Origin of the sequence: Mycoplasmopsis meleagridis (genome assembly GCF_900660695.1) — a bacterium.
GTDB classification, from domain to species: domain Bacteria; phylum Bacillota_I; class Bacilli_A; order Mycoplasmatales; family Metamycoplasmataceae; genus Mycoplasmopsis; species Mycoplasmopsis meleagridis.
On record NZ_LR215042.1, the window covers coordinates 66,153 to 85,797 of the forward strand.

The following is a 19,645-nucleotide window of genomic DNA, read 5'->3' on the forward strand; positions in this document are numbered from 1 at the left end:
AAGATTGATTTTTGTTAATTATTTTTATCTTTTTGCTCGTTTATGTATTTAAGTTTATAATATAGAAATAAAAAATTAGGGTAAATAATGAGTCAAAAAAAATTTATCAATGTACGTAAACTTATTGACAAATTTCACATTGATATTGTTAATAAAAATAGCGATTTAGCATATCGAGATATTCTAGATCCAGATATTAAACAAATTGGTTTAGAATTAGCAGGAGAAATCAATAATACTAACTTTCATAAAAATGTTATTTGTTGAGGAACAACAGAAAGTAAATATTTTGCAAAATTAGGCAAAGAAGAAGCGCATAGAGCAATAGATAATGTTTTGCAATATAAGCCACCACTATTGATTTTATCTAAAGGTGTGAAAAATTTGTATAAAAATTGAGTGGTTAATGTTGCTAATAAATATCAAGTTCCTATTTATTGCCCCGATTCTTCAACAGCAACAATTGTTACTACTATAGGGACCTATTTAACTGATTTTTTTTCTAAAGAAGAACAAGTACATGGTTGTTTAGTTTCTGTTGCAGGAACAGGTGTTTTAATTGTTGGTAAAAGCGGAGTAGGTAAATCAGAAGCAGTTTTGGATTTAATTCAAAGAGGACACGTTTTTATAAGCGATGATGCAGTTTTAATAAAACATATTGGTAGCAATTTTTACGGCACTTCGCCTGAATTAACTAAGAATTTTATCGAAGTAAGAGGAATAGGATTAATTGATGTTAAATATACCTATGGTATTAAAGCAATTGCAGATGGAGCAGTTATTGATTTAGTTGTTGAATTAGTTGTTCCTGAAGGACAACAATTTGATAGATTAGGGATAGAATATTTAAGATATAAAATCTTAGATGGTTCAATTGTTAAAACGCAAATTCCTATTAGAAATGGTTTTTCAGCAGCTTCTCTTATTGAGGCAGCAGTAAGTACGTTTTTAGCTCGTAAAGAGGGTTTTAGTGTGCTTGATCAAATAGAAAAAAGAAAGCAGGTAGTTGATGAATAATATTTGATTTCCAGACGCAGCTTATCAAGAAGGATCAGGTGGAATACTGTTCAACATTGGTAATTTTTCGTTAAGAACTTATTCTTTGACTTTGTTTTTTGGTATTATTGCATCAATTTTGACAATTACTATTTTTTGAAAAAGACAAAAATATCCTTTTGAACATTTGATGATTTTAATTCTAATTACAATACCTTCTGCTTTAATTGGAGCTCGTTTATGAGATTTGGTTGAAGAAGCTATTTATAAACGAGATACTTTTGATTTTAGTCGATGATATGCTATTTGAGAAGGAGGATTAAGTATTCAAGGGGGTGTTGTATTAGCATTTCTCTTTGATTTTATGTATGTCTATTCCAAACGTGATGTTTTAGATATAAGAAAAGTTTCTTCAATAATAATTCCAACTGTTTTAATAGGACAAGTTATAGGCCGCTGAGGAAATTATGCTAATCACGAATTGTACGGAAAAATAGATTGAGACGGTTCAAGCGTACTTATTTTTGGAAAAAGTTTTGCAAGCAATATGTTTATAAGCGATAGTCTATCAAATAGTTATAACCAAATTGGTTTATATAGATATCCATTATTTCTTTATGAGAGTTTGGCAAATTTAGTTGGTTATATTTTGATAGTTTGAGTTATTGGTTGATTTGGCTTAGTAAAACCAGGAATAAATGCAGGAATATATTTTATTTGGTATGGCTTAGTGCGTTTAGCGATGGAGCCCTTACGTCAAAACGCTTATGATATATACATTGTTGCTGCTGTTTTATTTATTTTAGCAGGAGCAATTGCTGTTATTTATTTTCAATGATTTTCAAGAGTACACTATATTAAATACAAAGTAAGAGGCAAAAAGTTGTATCGCTTTGAATATAAATATGCTCACCCTGAAAAATATGTAGAGTGAATTAACAAAACAAGAATTTTTAGAACAAAAAGAACAAAAGAACCACTTGTAGTGGCTAATTTGATAGGATAATTATGAACAAAATTTATGATATAGCAATTATTGGTGCAGGTCCAGGAGGATTAAACGCAGCATTATATGCATCAAGATCTAATTTAAAAGTAGCTTTAATCGAAAAAAGTGCTCCTGGTGGAAAAATGACTAAAACATCAAAAATAGAAAACTGATTAGGGTTTGATTTAATTGACGGTTTTGATTTGTCGCTTAAAGCTTATAATCATGCAATTTCTTTTGGAGCAGAACACTTATTTGGCGATATTGCTAAATTAGAAAAAAATGATGACAATTTATTCGAATTAACTTATAAAACAGGTGAGAAATTACTAGCTCACAAAGTTATTATAGCTACTGGAATGTTTGAAAGAGAACCTAAGTGAATTGAAAACTATGACAAATTTGCTTTTAAAGGAATTAGCTTTTGTGCAACTTGTGATGGGCCACTTTTTAAAGGACAAGATGTTATTGTTTTAGGCGGTGGAAATAGTGCAGTTGAAGAATCAACTTTTCTAGCTAAAATCGTTAATCATGTTTATTTAATTGTTAGAGAAAAAGATTTTATTGCAGAAGCTAGATTAGTTGAAGAATTAAAAGCAATGCCTAATGTTACTATATATATGGAACATCAAATAAAGTCTTTATTAGGAGAAAATGGAATTGAAAAGGCAATTATTTTCGAAAATAGCTCGCAAAAAGAAACTATTTTAAATGTTAGTGGTTTTTTCCCTTTCATAGGTTTTATTCCAAATAATGATTTTTTCAAAGACCTAGGAATTACTAATAAAAATGGTTTTGTTGAAACAGATGAAAATATGCAAACAAAAATAAAAGGACTTTATGCAGTTGGCGACATTAGAGAAAAGAAAATTCGTCAAATTGTAACAGCTGCTGCAGATGGAGCAATTGCTGCAAAGCATATAGTTGATAACTTACACAACTAATTTTCTAGTAATTTTACATTTTAAGTTATAATTAAATTTGCTTTTTAAACAATTGTTTAAGTTAATGAAAGGAGTCTTTTATGTCAAGAGTAGATCAAATCACTGGAAAAGGCCCAATGGTTGGTAATAGACGTTCACACGCTATGAATGCTACAAAACGTAAATTTAACGTTAATTTGCAAAAATTAACTGTTAACGTTGATGGTAGAAAAACTACTTTGATAGTTAGTGCAAAAACAGCTAAAACTATTAAAAACAAAGGACTTAACCTTTCAGCTTAATTTTTATCACTGTATTAAAATCACTTTTCGAAGTGATTTTATTTTTTTTAAAAACACTATATATTTATTTTTATTATTCATTTTTTAATTTAAAATTAAATTAAATATTGCTTGATGTCAAGCATTAGTACTTGACAGTAAAAAGGAGAAAAATGGTTAAAATTAGACTTAAAAGATTAGGAAGTAAATTCAATGCATGTTACAAAATAGTAGTAGCAGATTCAAGAGCTCCTAGAGATGGAAAATTTATTGAAGCACTTGGAAACTATAATCCAAGAAGCAAAGAATTTACTTTAAACGAAGAAGCAGCTAAAAAATGAATTGACAATGGTGCACAAGTTACTGAAACTGTTTATAACCTACTTAGAAAACATGGTTTAAATGCTAAATTTCAAAAGAATTCAAAATAATTTAAAACATGAAATTTAATTTTTTAACACTCTTTCCTAATTATTACAAACCATTTGTAGAAGAATCTATTGTTAGTAAAGCTATTGAAAAAAAAATAATAAGTATAAATGTTATTGATTTTCGTAAGTTTTCAAAAGACAAACACAATAAGGTAGATGATGAAATTTATGGTGGAGGTCATGGTTTATTGTTGCAAGTTGAACCTATAGATCTAGCATTAGAATCATTAAAGAATCGTGGTGGTTATAAAATATTAGTTTCGCCTCAAGGAAAATCTTTTAATCAAAAAAGAGCCAATGAATTGTCTAAATATGATGAAATTACTTTTATAAGTGGTCGTTATGAAGGTTTTGATGAAAGAGTTGTGGAATTAGTTGATGAAGAAATATCGATCGGAGATTATGTTCTCACAGGTGGGGAATTGCCTTCAATGGTAATAGCTGATTCGATAATTCGTTTAATACCAGGAGTTATTAATGAATTAAGTCATCAAAACGATTCCTTTCAAAATGATGGCTTATTAGATTATCCGCAATATACAAGACCTAGAGAGTATAAAGGAATGAAAGTTCCAGAAGTTCTCTTTAGTGGTAATCACAAATTAATTGAAGAGTGAAAAAAGAAAACTAAATTACAAAAAACATTAAAAAATCGTCCAGACTTAATGAAAGGCAATTATGATAAATAAATTAATTGAATTAGCAGAATCAAGCCAATTACGTAATGATCATCCTGACTTTAGAGTTGGTGACAATGTTAGAGTACACGTTCGTATTCGTGAAGGCGAAAAAGTTCGTATACAAGTTTTTGAAGGATTGGTTATAAGCAAAAAAGAATCAGGAACTCGTGAAACTTTTACTGTTAGAAAAATTTCATTTGGTGTAGGTGTTAATAGAACATTTCCGTTACATTCACCTCTTATTGCACAAATTGAAGTTGTTCGTTCAAATAAAGTGCGCCGTGCTAAATTATACTTTATGAAAAATAGAAGTGGTAAAGCGGCAAGACTTAAGGAAATAAAACGTTAATCTTATTCATTTTACTGTCAGTAAAAATAAAAGTTAGTACTTTTATTTTTTATTATTAATTTCTTTATAAAAATAAAGATAATAAAAAAAACAAACTTTGGTTTGTTTAGTTATTTGTAGCATTTAAAATAGCTTCAATCAATTCTTCTCTAGTCATTTTAGAATAACCACTAATATATAGTTTTTCAGCCATTTCAAATAATTTATTATTTGGCAATTGATTAATTTTGTCGAAATAAATTTCTCTTTTAGTTTTTGCTTTTTCTTTTTCAATATCAGAAGAATTATTTTTATTTATGTTATTTTCAGTAGCTTCATTTTGTTTGTTATTTTCACTTGTTTGATATTCTGCACGATTCATAAATTGACTAAAAAAGTCATTAAAATTAAGATCTTGATTTTTAAACATTTCTTGAGCTTTAAGCATCTCTTCGTGATGATATGCGTTAATGAAAGCAATTTTAATTTTTCTTAAATATCTTACGAAAACTAAATATAAAATCAATAAAACTATGGGAGTAATTAATCTAATTAGATTAAAAGATGATCATATAGGCAAAATGTTAAAATCAAAAAGTTTTTTTGTTCCTACTAATCCGCCGAAAAGATTAATAATAAGATTAACAAAGTTATACAAAATATAGATAAGGAAGATAAAACTTGCCAAAATAGATAATTTTTGATAATTTTTTTGTTCAATATTTTTAACTAAACTATATATAAAATGAAAAACTAGGGCTAATGATACGATGAATATTATTCCATTAATTGATACTTCCGAATTGAAATATACTGCAGCTTGTTGTTCGGGAGCAATGGCAACCATTGAGGATGAAGAATTGTTTATATAAGCATTTAAATAAGTTGTTAATTCGCTAATATAGTTACTTCTAAGAATAATATAAGTAATGAATATTGCTAAAAAAACTAATGCAGCAAAAATATATGAGGCCAGTGAGCCAAAGATAAAATATTGAAAATAAGGTTTATTGTATTTACCTCATAATTCATCAACTTTTTTTGTTTTCATATATTCTTTGCTATAAGCAATATTAAAAAAATTATTTAATTTCACTTTTACCTTCCTTTAATAAATCATTATAGTTATATTCAGCAACATTAAATTCTTTAGGTACTTTGGCATATATTTCTATTTTTTTAAGTGTTTTAGGGTGAATAAATTTTAATTTGTAAGCATGTAATCTTTGACCAAATCCATCTATTTTATGCCCATAGATTGGATCTCCATAAACGGGATGTTTTATATAAGCTAAATGAACTCTTATTTGGTGTGTTCTTCCAGTTTTTAAGTCACATTTTATAAGGGAGTAAGGTTTTTCATTGATATAAAAACTTTTTAATAATTCAATATGTGTAATAGCTTCTTTGCCATTTTTATTAACACTTATTAGTTTAAAATCATTTTCATTTCTTTTCAATGGTAAATTAATTTTTATTTTTTTGTTTTCTAATTGACCCACAACAATTGCCAAATAGGAACGTTCGATTTCATGATTTTTTAAATTCTTAGCTAGAAGATTATGAATTTCATTATTTTTAGCAACAATTAATAAACCACTCGTGTCTTTATCAATTCTATGTACAATTCCAGGTCTTAATAATCCATTTTCATTTGATAAATTATTTTTGAAATGATGAAGTAAGCCATTAACTAAAGTATCATCATAATGTCCAGGAGCTGGATGAACTACCATGCCAGAAGGTTTATTTATAACTACTATATAATCATCTTCATAAACAATATCTAATTTTATGTTTTTAGGCGGAATATCAATTACTTTGTCTATTAGTTTAGTAATTACTATTTCGTCATTTTCTTTAACTTCGAAATTAGGTTTAATTACTTTGACATTATCATTTACAAAAACGCAACCACTTAAAACTAACTCTTTAGCGTCATTTCTAGTTATTTGAGAATTAGAAGATATATATTTGTCAATTCTCTCTTTATAACCTACTATTAGCTTAATCATTTATTAATTATAATATAATAAAAATTATTTTTAGCAATAAAATATAAAGAGTGATAATTATTTTTCAAAATATAATTTGTTAAAATCAATTTTATTATTAGCAAATTCTACTATTTCATAGTTATTTTTGGCAATTTCTTTTAATAAAATGCTTTCCTCAATCAAATTTATTTTTAGTTGTAAAACATTATTAGAAAATTCATGTTTTATGTTTTTATTTTTTACGAATTCAACAAAATTGCCTCAATCTGCTAGAATTAAATATTTGTTATATTCTAATTTTTTCAATTTTTCTTTTATACTAATTGATTCAATAACTTTTCCATCATCAAGAACTGTGTAGCTATCGATAAATTTTTCTAACTCTAATAATATATGACTAGAAATTAATATTGTTGTTCCTTCCATATTTATTTTTTTCAATACTTCAAATAAATCTTTTCTTGCTGTAGGATCTAAATTTGATGCTGGTTCGTCTAGAATTAAAATTTCTGGCTTATTAATTAATGCTTGAATTAGCATAATTTTTTTCTTTTGTCCAGAAGACATAAAATATGGACTTTTATTTAATTCACTTGAATCTATTCCTATTTTAAAAGCTAATTTTTCAATTTCATTAATAGCAGTTTCTTTTTTTATCTTATGAATTTGAGCTAATGAAATTAAATAATCTTTAGCTGATAAAATCTTAGGAAAGTTAGCACTTTCTGGAATATAACCAATACAGTTTTTAATCTTATAGTCATTAGAAGATTTTCCATTAATGTATATTTTTCCAATAAATGAAGAATAAAAACCTAGAATAGATCTTATTGTTGTAGTTTTACCTGCACCATTATTACCGATAAAACCATGAAATTCGCCTTTTTTAATGTTGAAACTTACATCATCTAAGGCAGTTTTTAAATCACCATTAGGCGAGGGAAAATATTTAGTTAGATGCTGAATTGATATAGCAATATCATCATTTATATCTATTTTAGAAAGAGAATTAATTTCTTTTTTTCTTTTGTTAATTATTTTTTTATTTAGTAAAAATTTAAAAATTATTTTTTTCATATTGTTCTTATTTATAGTCTTTTTTGTATATTATTAATCATCCAAAAAATGTAAATAACATTGCCAAAATAATAGGAATAAATATAGCAAAATAAATATTAAAATTTTCTTTTGTTTTATAAATTACCAAATTATTTTTTAAATTAATAGGAGTTATTAAATTCTTAACTAACAAAGAAGCAAGTTTTTCATTTTTATCAAAATTCGTGTCAAAATCATTAATTTTTATTGCTAGTTTATTTTCTGTTGCATATTTTGAAACTAAAAATACCGTTATTGCGTTTATTATGTATGTTTTAATATTTTCTAATGAAATTTTGGCATTTTCTAAATCATTTTCAATAGTAACATTAGTGAAATTATCATTAGTTTTTTGGTAAGAAGAAGAAAAGATTGTAAATAAATTTGTTGTTATAGAATTTAAAAAATCATTAAATTCTTTATCACTGGTTAAATTATTTTTAATATTTTCTATATTGCTAATATTCAAATATTTATTGTTTAAGTTTAATGAATTCAAATTTAGTTTTTCATTTGAATATTGTTTGTTTACTTCGTCAATAAAAATTTGATTAATAAGTTTTATGTATGCAAATTTATTATTATCTATGTATTCATTTTTACTATTTTTTGACGAAGTAAAAAATGAGTATAATTTTTCCAATAAATCGTAATTATAGGTAAATATAACATAATCTTTAGTTTCATCTTTATCATCTAAAATTTTAATTAATATAACATTATTTAAATTAATATTTTCATTTTGAAAAACTTTCAAATCTAATTCATTGTTATTAATTGCTTGTTTTCATTGATAAGAAGAAATAGTATTTGCTATTTTTAAGTCTTTATTTCCTAAAGAAAAGATTTCAAGAAAGTATTCTGAATAGTTAAAGTATTTTAGATAAGAATAAAAATTATTTTTTACATTAATATCAATAGATTTAGTCAAGGAAGAATTTAATTGATTACTTTCAAAATTTCTATATTTTCTATAGACTGAGTAAACAGAGTTATTAAATGCTGGTAAATTAATATTTCCATTTTTTATAGAATCGTTAAATAAATCTATATTGTCATTATTATTTTTACTATTGGAACTTAGAGGCAAAGTTATATTTTTTTTAAAATCGTTATAAGCAGTGATATTACCTGTATATGAAGATGTTTTAATTATTGCAAAAATAGCCGTAATAATGAAAGGAATTATCCCAATTAAAATTTGAAAAGCTTTCAGTTCAACAAGTGCTTGTACAAATAAAGATAGTCCAATGGCAAAAATAGAAGTAATTAAAGATGCTAATAGAGTTGTTCCAACTTGAATAAAAACAAAATCTATGGAAATATGGCTAACTATTATCAAACTTATGAAGTTAGAAAACGTATAAAAGGATAAGCAAAAAAGCATTCCTATAGTAGTTACAAAAGCATTCGTAAAATAAATTTGACTTCTATTAATCGGTTTAGAAAATAGTATTGTTTGTAAGCCTTCGTTCTTGTATTTATAGAAAAAGGTTGAGCCAACAAAACTTGCTGATGCAAATAAAATAAAAATTATTATATTATTAAAAGAAGATGCTGTAAGAACGTTACTAAGATAAAGATGAATATCATCTCACTTTGGAAAAGTAAAATAATAAATTAATTTACTAACGATAAATATAATAGAGAAAGCAATAGGGAAAATAAAAGTAATTTTTTGTTTAAAAAATAATTTAATTTGTATTTTAAAAAAAGCTAACATTAGAAAATTATTCCTTCAATTGTTTTGGCTAATCCACCATTTTTATAGTCAAATTCAGAAATTATATCTGCAATATTTTTTAAGTCTTTAGAACTATTGTTCATAGCAATCATTTTATTTACAACACCTATTGTAGAAGCATCATTTAAAGTATCACCAAAATGTAAGCAATCAGCTAAATTAACATTTTGGATGTTAGCATAAAATTTTTCAGCCTTTCCTTTAGAACACTCTAAAGCAGTTATTTCTAGTAAATCATTTTTACTTCCAGCGAAAGAAATTGTTATTTCGTCTTTTAAAAGAAGAGAGAGTTTTTTTTCAAAACTAGCAAGTTTATTTTTGTTGAAATGCCAAAAAATTAATTTATAAACTTTTAAATTTTTGTCTCTATTTTCGTGTTTTTTGCTTTTTCCACCTTTTAACTTAACTACTAGTCTATAAAAAAACGATTCACTATAACTGCCATTATGAAAATCGGAATTTACGATAGTAGTCATTTTATTTTTTCTTGCTAAAGAAAACATTTTTTGCACCAGTTTGTCAGAAATAGTTTTTTCAAAAATAACATTTCCTTCTTTAATTATTTTGGCACCATTTCAAAAAATGATAGTTTTAGGCAACATTAATCTTTCATTAATTTTATATGTGTAAGGAAGTTCTCCTCTTCCAGTAGAAACAACAACTTCAATATTGTTTTTTATACATTTTTGCACAATGTCAATATTTTGTTGGCTAACTCAAGGTTTTCCTTTTTTCTTTATATCAAGAGTTGTTCCATCTAAATCTATAAATATTATTTTAGGTTTTATGTTTAGTTTTTGCATAGTAAAACGTTTTCCTATTTTAAAGATCTATTTTAGCTTTAATTTTGTTTTTTTCTTTATCAATTTCTGTAATTATAATTTCCAAGTTATCGCCTGGTTTAAATAGCGAATGGATATCAAAATCAGAATTATTTTTATAATTGATGCTTGATTTATGTATGAATGCGCTTTCTTTTAAGCCAACATAAGCAAAAATTGCGAAATCTGTTATGTTTAATACTGATGCGTCGATTTTCATCCCTTCTTTTAAATCGTCAATTGTCAAGATGCTATCTTTGATCTTATAACCTTCTTTACTATCTCTTACGTCTTTAGTAGGATTTAATAACGATTCAAGAATTTGTTTTATGTTATATGAATTATCATTAAATTTTTTTGATAATTCGTTTAAGTCCTGTTTATTTATTATATTTTTATCAATATTATTTAAATCTAAATTTAAATATTCAACTATTTTATAGGCTAATTCATAATTTTCAGGATGAATTGATGTTCTATCAAAAAAATTTTTTGAATCATGAATTCTTAAAAATCCAATTGCTTGTTCATAGGCTTTTTCTCCAAGACCTTTAACATTTTTAACTTCTTGGCGATTATTAAATTTATTTTTTTCTCTATAAGAAACAATATTTTCTGCAGTTTTTTTATTTAAGCCAGAAATATGTACAAGTATGTCTTTTGTCGCTGTATTTATATCTATACCTACTAAATTAACCACTTTGTCTACTTTGAAATCAAGATTTTTGCTTAATTCTTTTTGATTCAAATCATGTTGATATTGACCAACTCCTATTGATTTAGGATCAATTTTTATTAATTCATTCAGAGGATCTTGAAATTTTCTACCAATATTAACTGCTGATCTTTCTTCAACAGACAAATTAGGGAATTCTTCTATAGCAGATTGAGAAGCAGAATATACACTTGCTCCAATTTCAGAAACTATTGCATAACCAATTTTTTTACTACTATCTAACTGCTTTCTTTTTTGAATCAAATTGGCAATGAATTCTTCAGTTTCACGTGATGCTGTTCCATTTCCAATTACAATGATGTCAACTTCATATTTATTTATCAAATCATTAACAATTTTTTCTGATTTAATAGTTTCTTTTTGTGGAATATTAGGATACATTTTTTGTGTAGCTAATAATTTACCATTTTCATCTAAAACAGCCATTTTGCAACCATGACCATATCCAGGATCTATCGATAATATTTTTTTACCTTTCACAGCAGGCCACATTAACATTGCTTCTATTTGCTCAGCAAAAATTTTAATTGCTTGTTCCTCTGCTTTTTCAAATAAATCGTTTTTAATTTCTCTAATTATTGAAGGATAAATTAGTCTTTCTAAGGCATCTAATAACGAATTTTTGATAATATTACCAGTTGTTTTAACTTTGAAATATTTATTGTTTAACTCGTATTTGATCATTTTTTCGTTAAATTCAATATCATATGAAATTATTTTTTTATTTTCTGCTCTATTTATTGCTAAAACTCTGTGATTTGGAATATATGATAATTTTTCTTTATGTTCATAATAATTAACAAAATTTTCATTTTCATCAATTGCATTTTTTTTCTTTTTCGTAATAATAAAGCCAGTTTTTTTAATAACTTCTTTAACAAATTCTCTAGTATTTACATCTTGTGAAATTCATTGACTTATGATGTATTGAGCTTGTTCTATAGCAAATTCAACACTTTTAACATTTTCATTTATATACTTTTGAGCTTCTTTATAAGGATTAAATTTTGGATCTTCATTATCAAAAATAATTTTGGCTAATGGTTCTAATCCTAAACTAATAGCTTCTGTTGCTTTAGTTTTTTTACCTACTTTAAAAGGTTCATAAATATTTTCTAGTTCAGATTTTTTTGTTACATTGTTGATTTGATTTTTTAATTCTTCAGTTAATAATTTAGCTTCTTCAAGTTTTCCTAAAATGGTTTCTTTTCTTTTATTCAATTCGACATCATATTGGTATAAAACATTAATTTCTTGAATTTGCTCCTCATTTAGACCTTCAGTTTGAGCTTGTCTATATCTTGCTATAAAAGGAACAGTAGAGCCTTCGCTAAGCATATTTAAAACTGTTTCAACTTGACTTTCTTTTAGATTCATTTGTTTAGCAACATTTGTTATTGATATATTCATTTATCCTCCTGAATATTAATATTAATTTTAAAGGTTTTTACATAATAAAGCTATTAATACAGAAAAATGTTTTTTAGTTTATAATACAAATATTGATAATATTACTTTTGAATATTATGAAAGGAAACAATGACGCAAGTTTCACATAGATATGAACAATTTTTAGAAAATAACTATGAAGAATTCCGTAAAGATGTTGTTAACTTTAACATAAGAAGAGATAGATACTACATTCTTTTTGTTGGTTTAGCAATATTTATGTTTACATTTGGTGTTTTATTCACTATTCTTCTTTCTGTAGGAATATTCAACTATAGTCAAACATCAAGCATTAGAACAACAAGATGAGTTTTCTTCTCTGTAGCAGTAGTAAGTATTGTTATAGCAGTAATTAGCCTAATTATTGTTTTCGTAAGAATGCATAAAATTAAAAATGAGTATTTTGTAAATAGTGAAGATATGCTTTTACAATATTTGTATAACAGAGTAGATTTGGTTTATAAAGGAAAAGGTCGTTATCCAGATAGAATAGATGATCTTAATGAAGTTTTTTACAAATCAAGTAATAAATGAGATTCTATTGATTGAGTTACTGATTCTCTAATGTTGTCGGGAATTCCTTCAGATAAGAATCTAAAATTCGTTTTAGGTCACGTTTTCTACAATGAAAAAAATAAGTCAGACAAATGAAGAATTCAAAACATCAGAATTGGTGTATCAAAAGGAATAAATGAATTTAACGAAGAACAATTTGTAATGGACTCATATCTATTTTTAGAAGGAAAAATTCAGTCTAAAAAATTTGATCAAAGTTATTTGTTCGGGCCTAAATTTCCACTTAATTTTAATTTTTCAATGCAAGAAAATGTTAATATCAATTTAGGAAAAAGCTACACAATTTTTTCAGATGTAAATAATCTTAATGAAGAAGCATATAGTGAAATGTTAGAATACGTACAAGAGTTAGATTTGTGAAATAGAGGATTTGGTTTCTACATTGACAAAGAAACTAATAAAGTTTATAGTTGAATTAAACTTGATAGAGAAATTTTTAAATGAACTGAAGATAAATATCCAGCTCATAACATGTTAAGAGACGCATATTTGATAGGAACACTAGAAAGTTTACCTACATTATTAGATTAATTATTAATTTAAAATATTGCTTGGGCAATATTTTATTTTGCAAAATTCACCTGAAAAATAAGGTAATATTTTAATTATGAATAATAATTATGATGAATCTAGTATTCAACAACTTAAAGGATTAGAAGCTGTTAGAAAAAGACCAGGAATGTATATTGGCAGTACTGATATCAATGGTTTACATCATCTAATTTGAGAAATTGTAGACAATGCAATAGATGAAGCTTTAGCTGGTTTTGCTAACGAAATTAGTGTTACTTTAACTAGGGATAATTCCATTATTGTTGAAGATAATGGTAGAGGAATTCCAGTTGGGAAAACTCCTTCAGGTAAATCTGCTGTTGAATTAGTTTTTACTGAATTACACGCTGGCGGAAAATTTAATGAAGGAGTATATAAAACTTCTTCTGGTTTACATGGTGTTGGTTCATCTGTGGTTAATGCTCTTAGTAATAAACTTATTGCAACAATTTATCGTGATAAAAAAATTTATGAAACTAAATTTGAAAATGGTGACAAAATAGTACAAAAAACTAAGGAGATAGGCTCAACTTCTAAAAGAGGCACAAAAGTTGAATTTTGACCAAATTTTGAAATTTTTAAAAATGCTCAATTTAACTATGAAATAATAGCTGAAAGATTAAGAGAAAATTCTTTTTTAATAAGTAATCTCAAAATTAATTTTATAGATGAATTGCATAATAAAGAGTTTGAATTTCACTATAAAAACGGCTTAAAAGAATTTATTAACTTTATAAATGATTCTAAAGAAGCTATTGGTGAAATATATTCATTTCACGACGTAAAAAATGAAATTGAAGTAGATTTTGCTTTTCAATATACTGAAAGTTATAATGAAACAGTGTTGTCTTTTGTTAATAACATAAAAACAAAGGATGGTGGAACGCACGAAACAGGCTTAAAAACTGCTTTTACAAAAGTTTTTAATGATTTCGCTTTAGAAGAAAAAGTTTTAAAAAGTAAAAATACATTTGAAGGTGAAGATATAAGAGAAGGCCTAACTATTATTTTAAGTGTCAAAATTCCCGAGAAATATTTAGAATTTGTTTCGCAAACGAAAGAAAAATTAGGAACACCAGAGGCCAAAACAGCTGTAGAAGAAATAGTTGCTAAATCATTGAAACTTTGAATTACTGAAAACAAACCATTAGCTAAAAAAATACTTTCTAAGATTAAAAAAGCATCAGAATCAAGAGCTGCTGCAAGAAAAGCAAGAATAGAAGCAAGAAGTACAAAAAATGCTTTAAAAGAAAAACAAATATTAAGTGGTAAATTAACCCCTGCACAATCAAAAAAAGCTGAGGAAAAAGAATTATTTCTTGTTGAAGGTGATTCAGCTGGTGGATCAGCAAAACTAGGAAGAGATAGAAAATACCAAGCTATTTTACCTTTGAGAGGAAAAGTTATTAATACTGAAAAAGCAAGATTATTCGATATTTTAAAAAACGAAGAAATAGCAACAATTATTAATACAATTGGCGCTGGTATAGGCAGCGAATTAGATCTTAAAAAAGTACAGTATAACAAAATAATTATTATGACTGATGCTGATACTGATGGTGCACATATCCAAATTCTGTTATTAACATTTTTCTTTCGTCATATGCGTAAATTATTAGAAAAAGGTATGGTTTATATTGCTTTACCTCCTCTTTTTAAAATTAAAAATAAAAAAAATAATATTGTTTATGCCTGAGATGAAAATGAACTTAAACAAATTCTAAAAGATAATAATTTTAATAATTCTGAGATTCAAAGATATAAAGGATTGGGTGAAATGAATGCCGAACAACTTTGAGAAACTACAATGAATCCTAAAACTAGAACTCTTATACAAGTAAAAATTGAAGATGCTGCTTTAGCAGAAAGAAGAGTTTCGACTTTAATGGGAGATAATGTTGAACCAAGAAAAGAATGAATTAATTCTAATGTTGAATTTACCATGGAAGATGATTATCAAATTTAACTATTTTATGGAGTAATATGGATAAAAGTCAGAAAGAAAAATTGGACGATTTACTTTCAAAAATAATTCAAGAAAATCTTGATAATATAATGGGCGATAGATTTAGCAGATATTCAAAATACATTATTCAACAACGTGCTTTACCTGATGTTAGAGATGGTCTTAAACCTGTGCAGAGAAGAATTCTTTATTCAATGAATGATTTAGGATTGCATAATAATAAATCTTTCAAAAAATCAGCAAGAGTAGTAGGTGATGTTATTGGTAAATATCATCCTCACGGAGATTCTTCAATTTATGAAGCGATGGTTAGAATGTCACAAGATTGAAAAATGGGTTATTGTTTGTTAGAAATGCATGGTAATGTAGGTTCTATTGATGATGATCCTGCTGCTGCAATGCGTTATACAGAAGTAAGATTAGCTAAAATATCTGATTTACTTTTGGAAGATCTTAAAAAAAATACAGTTAAATTTGCTCCTAATTTCGATGATTCGGAAAAAGAACCTACTGTTTTACCTTCATTAATACCTAATTTATTATTAAATGGTGCTAAAGGTATTGCCTCTGGTTTTGCAACAGAAATGCCGCCACATAATTTAGTTGAAATTTTAGATGCTACTATAGCAAAAATAAAGGATCCTTATATTAATTTAAACAAATTAATGAAATATATAAAAGGACCAGATTTTCCTACTGGCGGCAATATTTATGGAATTGATGGTATTAGAGATGCTTTTGAAACTGGAAAAGGGAAAATTATTTTAGTTTCAAAATATAAAACTTATAGTGATAACAAAAATAAATATATTGAAATATTAGAAATTCCTTATGGCGTAGTTAAATCTAAATTAATTAAAGATATTGATTTATTGATAATTAATGAAACGATATCTGGAATAGTCGATATTAAAGACCAATCTGATAGAAATGGAATAAGTATTTTAATTACTCTAGATAAAGAAGCTAACGAAGAAATTATTCTAAATTATTTATTGCAAAAAACAGAAATGAAAATTTATTATAACTACAATAATGTAGCTATTAAAAATTATTCACCATGTTTGTTAAATTTAAATGAGCTTTTAGATGCTTATTTAAATCATGTTAAAGAAATAAAAACTAAAACATTAGAATTTGATTTAGTTAAGTTTAAAGCAAGATTAGAAATTGTTCTAGGGTTTATTAAAGTTTCGGAAATTACTGATCAAGTTATAAAAACTATTAGAGAAAGCGAAAATTCTAAAACAGGGGTAATTGAAAATTTAGTTAAATTTTTTGCTTTTACACAAAATCAAGCTACAGCAATTGCTGAATTGAGATTGTATAAATTAAGTAAGACCGATAAGAATTTATTTTTGCTTGAAAAAGAAGAACTAGAAAAACAAATTGCAAGATGTACTTTACTTTTGAATAATAAAGAAGAATTCGACAATTGATTAATAGAAATATTTAAAAATATTCAAAAAGAATATGGTAGAGAAAGAAGAACTATTATTCATGAGGAAAATATTGATGTTTCTTATAATGAAAGCGATTTAGTCAAAGAAGAAATAGTGTATGTTAGTGTTTCTAAAAACGGATATTTGAAACGTTTTTCAGAAAGAGTTAAAGAAACGAATGCAATTGATACTTTTGCCCTAAAAGAAGGCGATTTCATACTTTATTTTAATAAGTTACAAACAACCGATAATTTACTTATTTTCACTAATTTGGGTAATTATGCAATTATTCCAGTTTATAAACTTTCAGAAACTAAATGGAAAGAATTAGGTTCGCATTTAAGCGATTTTGTGGAATTAATTCCAAATGAAGAAATAATAAGTGTATTAAAAGTTAAAGATTTTAACGAAAAGTATTTTGTAGGACTTTTTACAAAGTATGGGCAAGGTAAAAGAGTTAAATTGAAAGATTTTGAAGTAAGCAGAAATAATAAAACTTTTACAGCAATGAAATTAGCAACTAACGATAAGTTAATTGGGGCTAAATTTTCTACAGGTTTGCAAGATGTTTTATTAATTACTAAGCGAGGGTTAGCTTCTTTATACACTGAAAATGATGTGCAAATTTATGGAACTAAAAGTAATGGTACTAAATCATGTTATATGCCTCCAATTGATGAAATAACTGCTTTTGCTTTTGTAAATAATGATGATATAGTTACTTTAGTAGCTAATAATGAATATATCAAGAATATAAAAGTTAGTGATATAAATAAATCTCCTAAGAAAAATTTAGGCAAAAAAATATTTGATCAATTCAAATATAAAGAATTAATTGTTAACGATTGTGCAAGTACTTCTAGCGATTCTAAATTATTGTTAGTCACAAATGATAATAATTTATCTTTTGAAGGAATTAATAAATATCCTTTAACAAGCTCAAACGAAGGCTTTACAAAAATAAAAAATAATAAGATCAAATTTGCTTCAATTTATTTAGATGAATCAGAAGAAAAAAAACAAAAATTAGAAAAAGTAAATTTTGCAAAAGAAAACGAACAAGAAAAAAAAGTAGTCAAAAAAGCAATTAAAGACATAGAAGACGTTTTAAATTTAAATATCGACGATATTCTTAAAAAATTAGACATAAAATAAAAACACTAAGAAGTGTTTTTATTTTTTATTTATAAATTTTTTTGCCATTTTATAGTAATAATAAGCGCTCAAAATGCTTAGTGAACAAGCAAAAATGTTAGGCAATGATAAGATGAATATAATTAAAAAACTTATTTCTAGACTAATATTAGGTGCAGAATAAAGATTTTTATAACCGCAAGCTAAAATAATAATTGAACTAAAAATTAAAGTTAAAATACCAATAGTTAGGAAAAAAGTTTTGTATTTTCCTGTTTTTATAGCAGCAATTTCAACATTATTTTTATTCATAACAATTCTTAAAGCGCCAACAATAATGTCTCTGCATATTATGATAAAAAGAACTAAAAAACTAATTAAATGATTAAAAATAATACATATGTAAACTAATGCTGCGATAGTAATTAATTTGTCTGCTACTGGATCTCATAATTTTCCAAAAGAAGAAACAATGTTATATTTTCTAGCTAATTTGCCATCAATAAAATCACTGATCATAGCTAAAATAAAAGTCAATAAGAACAAAACATCAAAAAGAATAAAAGCAGCAATTCCTACGTAAGATTCTAAATTAGTTAAAATGGCTCTAATTACAATAAACAAAGTAAGAGGAATAACTAAAAATAAACGTAACTTAGTTCAATTATTAGCTAAATTAGGATTAATTATTTTTTTCATTTCTTAATTCTCTTTCATAGAAAGCATCAATTTCTTTTTTAGCATCAAGATATTCAGAGGAAGAAATTTGAAGGTTAGTTTTGTTATAAATTTTTTTTATCAAATTTAACGTTTCGTTTATTTTCTTATCCCAAAGATTACTTCTAGTATCTCTTAAAGCAAGAAAACTGTTTAAAACATTGCTTTGCGAATCAGCGGCAACTATATATTCTTTAAAATTTTTATCATTTTCAAAAGTTATTAAAAATTTATGTGCTGTTTCTACAATTTGGCCCATTGTATATTCACCAATTGAAGGTTCAAAATTTTGTAAATATTCGTTATTTTTTTCTATTAGATAATGCAATTTAGCAATATAAATTTTTTGGAAATAATTTGCTCTATTTTCAAATTCTATTTTTTCCTTTTTAGCTTTATTTTTCTTTATTCTATCTTTGATAGCAGAATAAACAACAAAAACAATAACTAAAAAAACTACTATACCAAGAATTATTCAAGTTCCCGCACCAGCAAGGGGATTTGTTGCTTCTGCTGTATTTGTTGTCATACCAGAAACTGTTGCTTCGTCAAAAAACTTCATATTCCTCCGCTTGAAATAATGTTTATTAATTATATATTATTAACAACTTTACAAAAGAATTGAATGAGCGATGTTTCTTTTTTAAGCATAAAATAGTATAATTAGATAAAATTGGCAGTTGCTTGAGCGGTTGAAAAGGGCGGTCTCGAAAACCGTTAGTGTCTAACGATGCTCAAGGGTTCGAATCCCTTACTGCCAGCCATATAAAAATTTTTACCATTAAT

General features: G+C 25.8%; 18 protein-coding genes and 1 tRNA gene. 11 read left to right on the forward strand and 8 right to left on the reverse strand.

Going from position 1 to position 19,645, the window contains the following annotated elements; all coding sequences use genetic code 4:
* Nucleotides 1-87: 87 nt before the first annotated feature.
* The 7 genes from hprK (at nt 88) to rplS (ending at nt 4,648) form a co-directional block, all read left to right on the forward strand.
* On the forward strand, nt 88-1,017 hold the full coding sequence (gene hprK, locus EXC33_RS00310) for an HPr(Ser) kinase/phosphatase (protein WP_063725445.1): 930 nt from the start codon (nt 88-90) through the stop codon (nt 1,015-1,017).
* Complete coding sequence (gene lgt / locus EXC33_RS00315) at nt 1,010-2,002, forward strand: prolipoprotein diacylglyceryl transferase (protein WP_046097093.1); 993 nt, start codon at nt 1,010-1,012, stop codon at nt 2,000-2,002. The genes hprK and lgt overlap by 8 nt, the downstream gene beginning before the upstream one ends.
* A 2-nt stretch (nt 2,003-2,004) precedes the next feature.
* Nucleotides 2,005-2,928 carry an NAD(P)/FAD-dependent oxidoreductase gene (locus tag EXC33_RS00320; protein ID WP_046097094.1) on the forward strand — a complete coding sequence of 308 codons (924 nt, stop codon included), beginning with the start codon at nt 2,005-2,007 and terminating at the stop codon, nt 2,926-2,928.
* An 80-nt stretch (nt 2,929-3,008) separates the two neighbouring features.
* Nucleotides 3,009-3,209 (forward strand): 50S ribosomal protein L28, encoded by a 201-nt coding sequence (gene rpmB, locus EXC33_RS00325; protein ID WP_046097095.1) that lies wholly within the window; start codon nt 3,009-3,011, stop codon nt 3,207-3,209.
* A 152-nt stretch (nt 3,210-3,361) separates the two neighbouring features.
* The gene (gene rpsP / locus EXC33_RS00330) at nt 3,362-3,619 is read left to right on the forward strand and encodes a 30S ribosomal protein S16 (RefSeq protein ID WP_046097096.1); all 258 of its coding nucleotides are present in this window, start codon (nt 3,362-3,364) and stop codon (nt 3,617-3,619) included.
* Between the two features lie 8 nt (nt 3,620-3,627).
* Nucleotides 3,628-4,308, forward strand: coding sequence for a tRNA (guanosine(37)-N1)-methyltransferase TrmD (trmD, locus tag EXC33_RS00335; protein ID WP_046097097.1), 681 nt, complete (start codon nt 3,628-3,630; stop codon nt 4,306-4,308).
* Nucleotides 4,298-4,648, forward strand: coding sequence for a 50S ribosomal protein L19 (gene rplS / locus EXC33_RS00340; RefSeq protein WP_046097098.1), 351 nt, complete (start codon nt 4,298-4,300; stop codon nt 4,646-4,648). The genes trmD and rplS overlap by 11 nt, the downstream gene beginning before the upstream one ends.
* 106 nt (nt 4,649-4,754) lie before the next feature.
* Here the strand turns inward: rplS and EXC33_RS00345 are convergent, their stop codons facing one another.
* Genes EXC33_RS00345 through EXC33_RS00370 form a run of 6 tightly spaced genes read right to left on the reverse strand, consistent with a single transcriptional unit; the run spans nt 4,755 to nt 12,433 of the window.
* A complete protein-coding gene (locus tag EXC33_RS00345; protein WP_046097099.1) occupies nt 4,755-5,723 on the reverse strand; it encodes a Rho termination factor N-terminal domain-containing protein in 969 nt (322 codons plus the stop codon).
* Complete coding sequence (locus EXC33_RS00350; RefSeq protein ID WP_046097100.1) at nt 5,710-6,642, reverse strand: RluA family pseudouridine synthase; 933 nt, start codon at nt 6,640-6,642, stop codon at nt 5,710-5,712. Before EXC33_RS00350 ends, EXC33_RS00345 begins: the two co-directional genes overlap by 14 nt.
* Before the next feature lie 57 nt (nt 6,643-6,699).
* Nucleotides 6,700-7,701 carry an ABC transporter ATP-binding protein gene (locus EXC33_RS00355; protein ID WP_082065515.1) on the reverse strand — a complete coding sequence of 334 codons (1,002 nt, stop codon included), beginning with the start codon at nt 7,699-7,701 and terminating at the stop codon, nt 6,700-6,702.
* A gap of 7 nt (nt 7,702-7,708) precedes the next feature.
* Nucleotides 7,709-9,445, reverse strand: coding sequence for an ABC transporter permease (locus tag EXC33_RS00360; RefSeq protein ID WP_046097101.1), 1,737 nt, complete (start codon nt 9,443-9,445; stop codon nt 7,709-7,711).
* Nucleotides 9,445-10,269 carry an HAD-IIB family hydrolase gene (locus EXC33_RS00365; protein WP_046097102.1) on the reverse strand — a complete coding sequence of 275 codons (825 nt, stop codon included), beginning with the start codon at nt 10,267-10,269 and terminating at the stop codon, nt 9,445-9,447. Before EXC33_RS00365 ends, EXC33_RS00360 begins: the two co-directional genes overlap by 1 nt.
* Nucleotides 10,270-10,288: 19 nt before the next feature.
* A complete protein-coding gene (locus EXC33_RS00370; RefSeq protein ID WP_046097103.1) occupies nt 10,289-12,433 on the reverse strand; it encodes a Tex-like N-terminal domain-containing protein in 2,145 nt (714 codons plus the stop codon).
* 129 nt (nt 12,434-12,562) lie between these two features.
* On the opposite strand from EXC33_RS00370, the gene EXC33_RS00375 reads away from it, so the two are divergent.
* The 3 genes from EXC33_RS00375 (at nt 12,563) to parC (ending at nt 18,163) form a co-directional block, all read left to right on the forward strand.
* The gene (locus tag EXC33_RS00375) at nt 12,563-13,579 is read left to right on the forward strand and encodes a hypothetical protein (RefSeq protein ID WP_046097104.1); all 1,017 of its coding nucleotides are present in this window, start codon (nt 12,563-12,565) and stop codon (nt 13,577-13,579) included.
* A gap of 76 nt (nt 13,580-13,655) precedes the next feature.
* Nucleotides 13,656-15,566 carry a DNA topoisomerase IV subunit B gene (gene parE / locus EXC33_RS00380; protein WP_046097105.1) on the forward strand — a complete coding sequence of 637 codons (1,911 nt, stop codon included), beginning with the start codon at nt 13,656-13,658 and terminating at the stop codon, nt 15,564-15,566.
* Between the two features lie 17 nt (nt 15,567-15,583).
* On the forward strand, nt 15,584-18,163 hold the full coding sequence (gene parC, locus EXC33_RS00385) for a DNA topoisomerase IV subunit A (protein WP_046097106.1): 2,580 nt from the start codon (nt 15,584-15,586) through the stop codon (nt 18,161-18,163).
* Nucleotides 18,164-18,181: 18 nt separating this feature from the next.
* Here parC and EXC33_RS00390 read toward each other — a convergent pair whose 3' ends face one another.
* Nucleotides 18,182-18,841, reverse strand: a complete 660-nt coding sequence (locus EXC33_RS00390) for a CDP-alcohol phosphatidyltransferase family protein (RefSeq protein WP_046097107.1) — start codon at nt 18,839-18,841, stop codon at nt 18,182-18,184.
* Nucleotides 18,825-19,421: an MHJ_0274 family protein gene (locus EXC33_RS00395; RefSeq protein ID WP_046097108.1), complete on the reverse strand. Its 597-nt coding sequence runs from the start codon at nt 19,419-19,421 to the stop codon at nt 18,825-18,827. The genes EXC33_RS00390 and EXC33_RS00395 overlap by 17 nt, the downstream gene beginning before the upstream one ends.
* Before the next feature lie 112 nt (nt 19,422-19,533).
* Between EXC33_RS00395 and EXC33_RS00400 the strand changes: the two genes are divergently transcribed.
* Nucleotides 19,534-19,623: transfer RNA gene (locus EXC33_RS00400), tRNA-Ser, on the forward strand.
* Nucleotides 19,624-19,645: the final 22 nt, after the last annotated feature.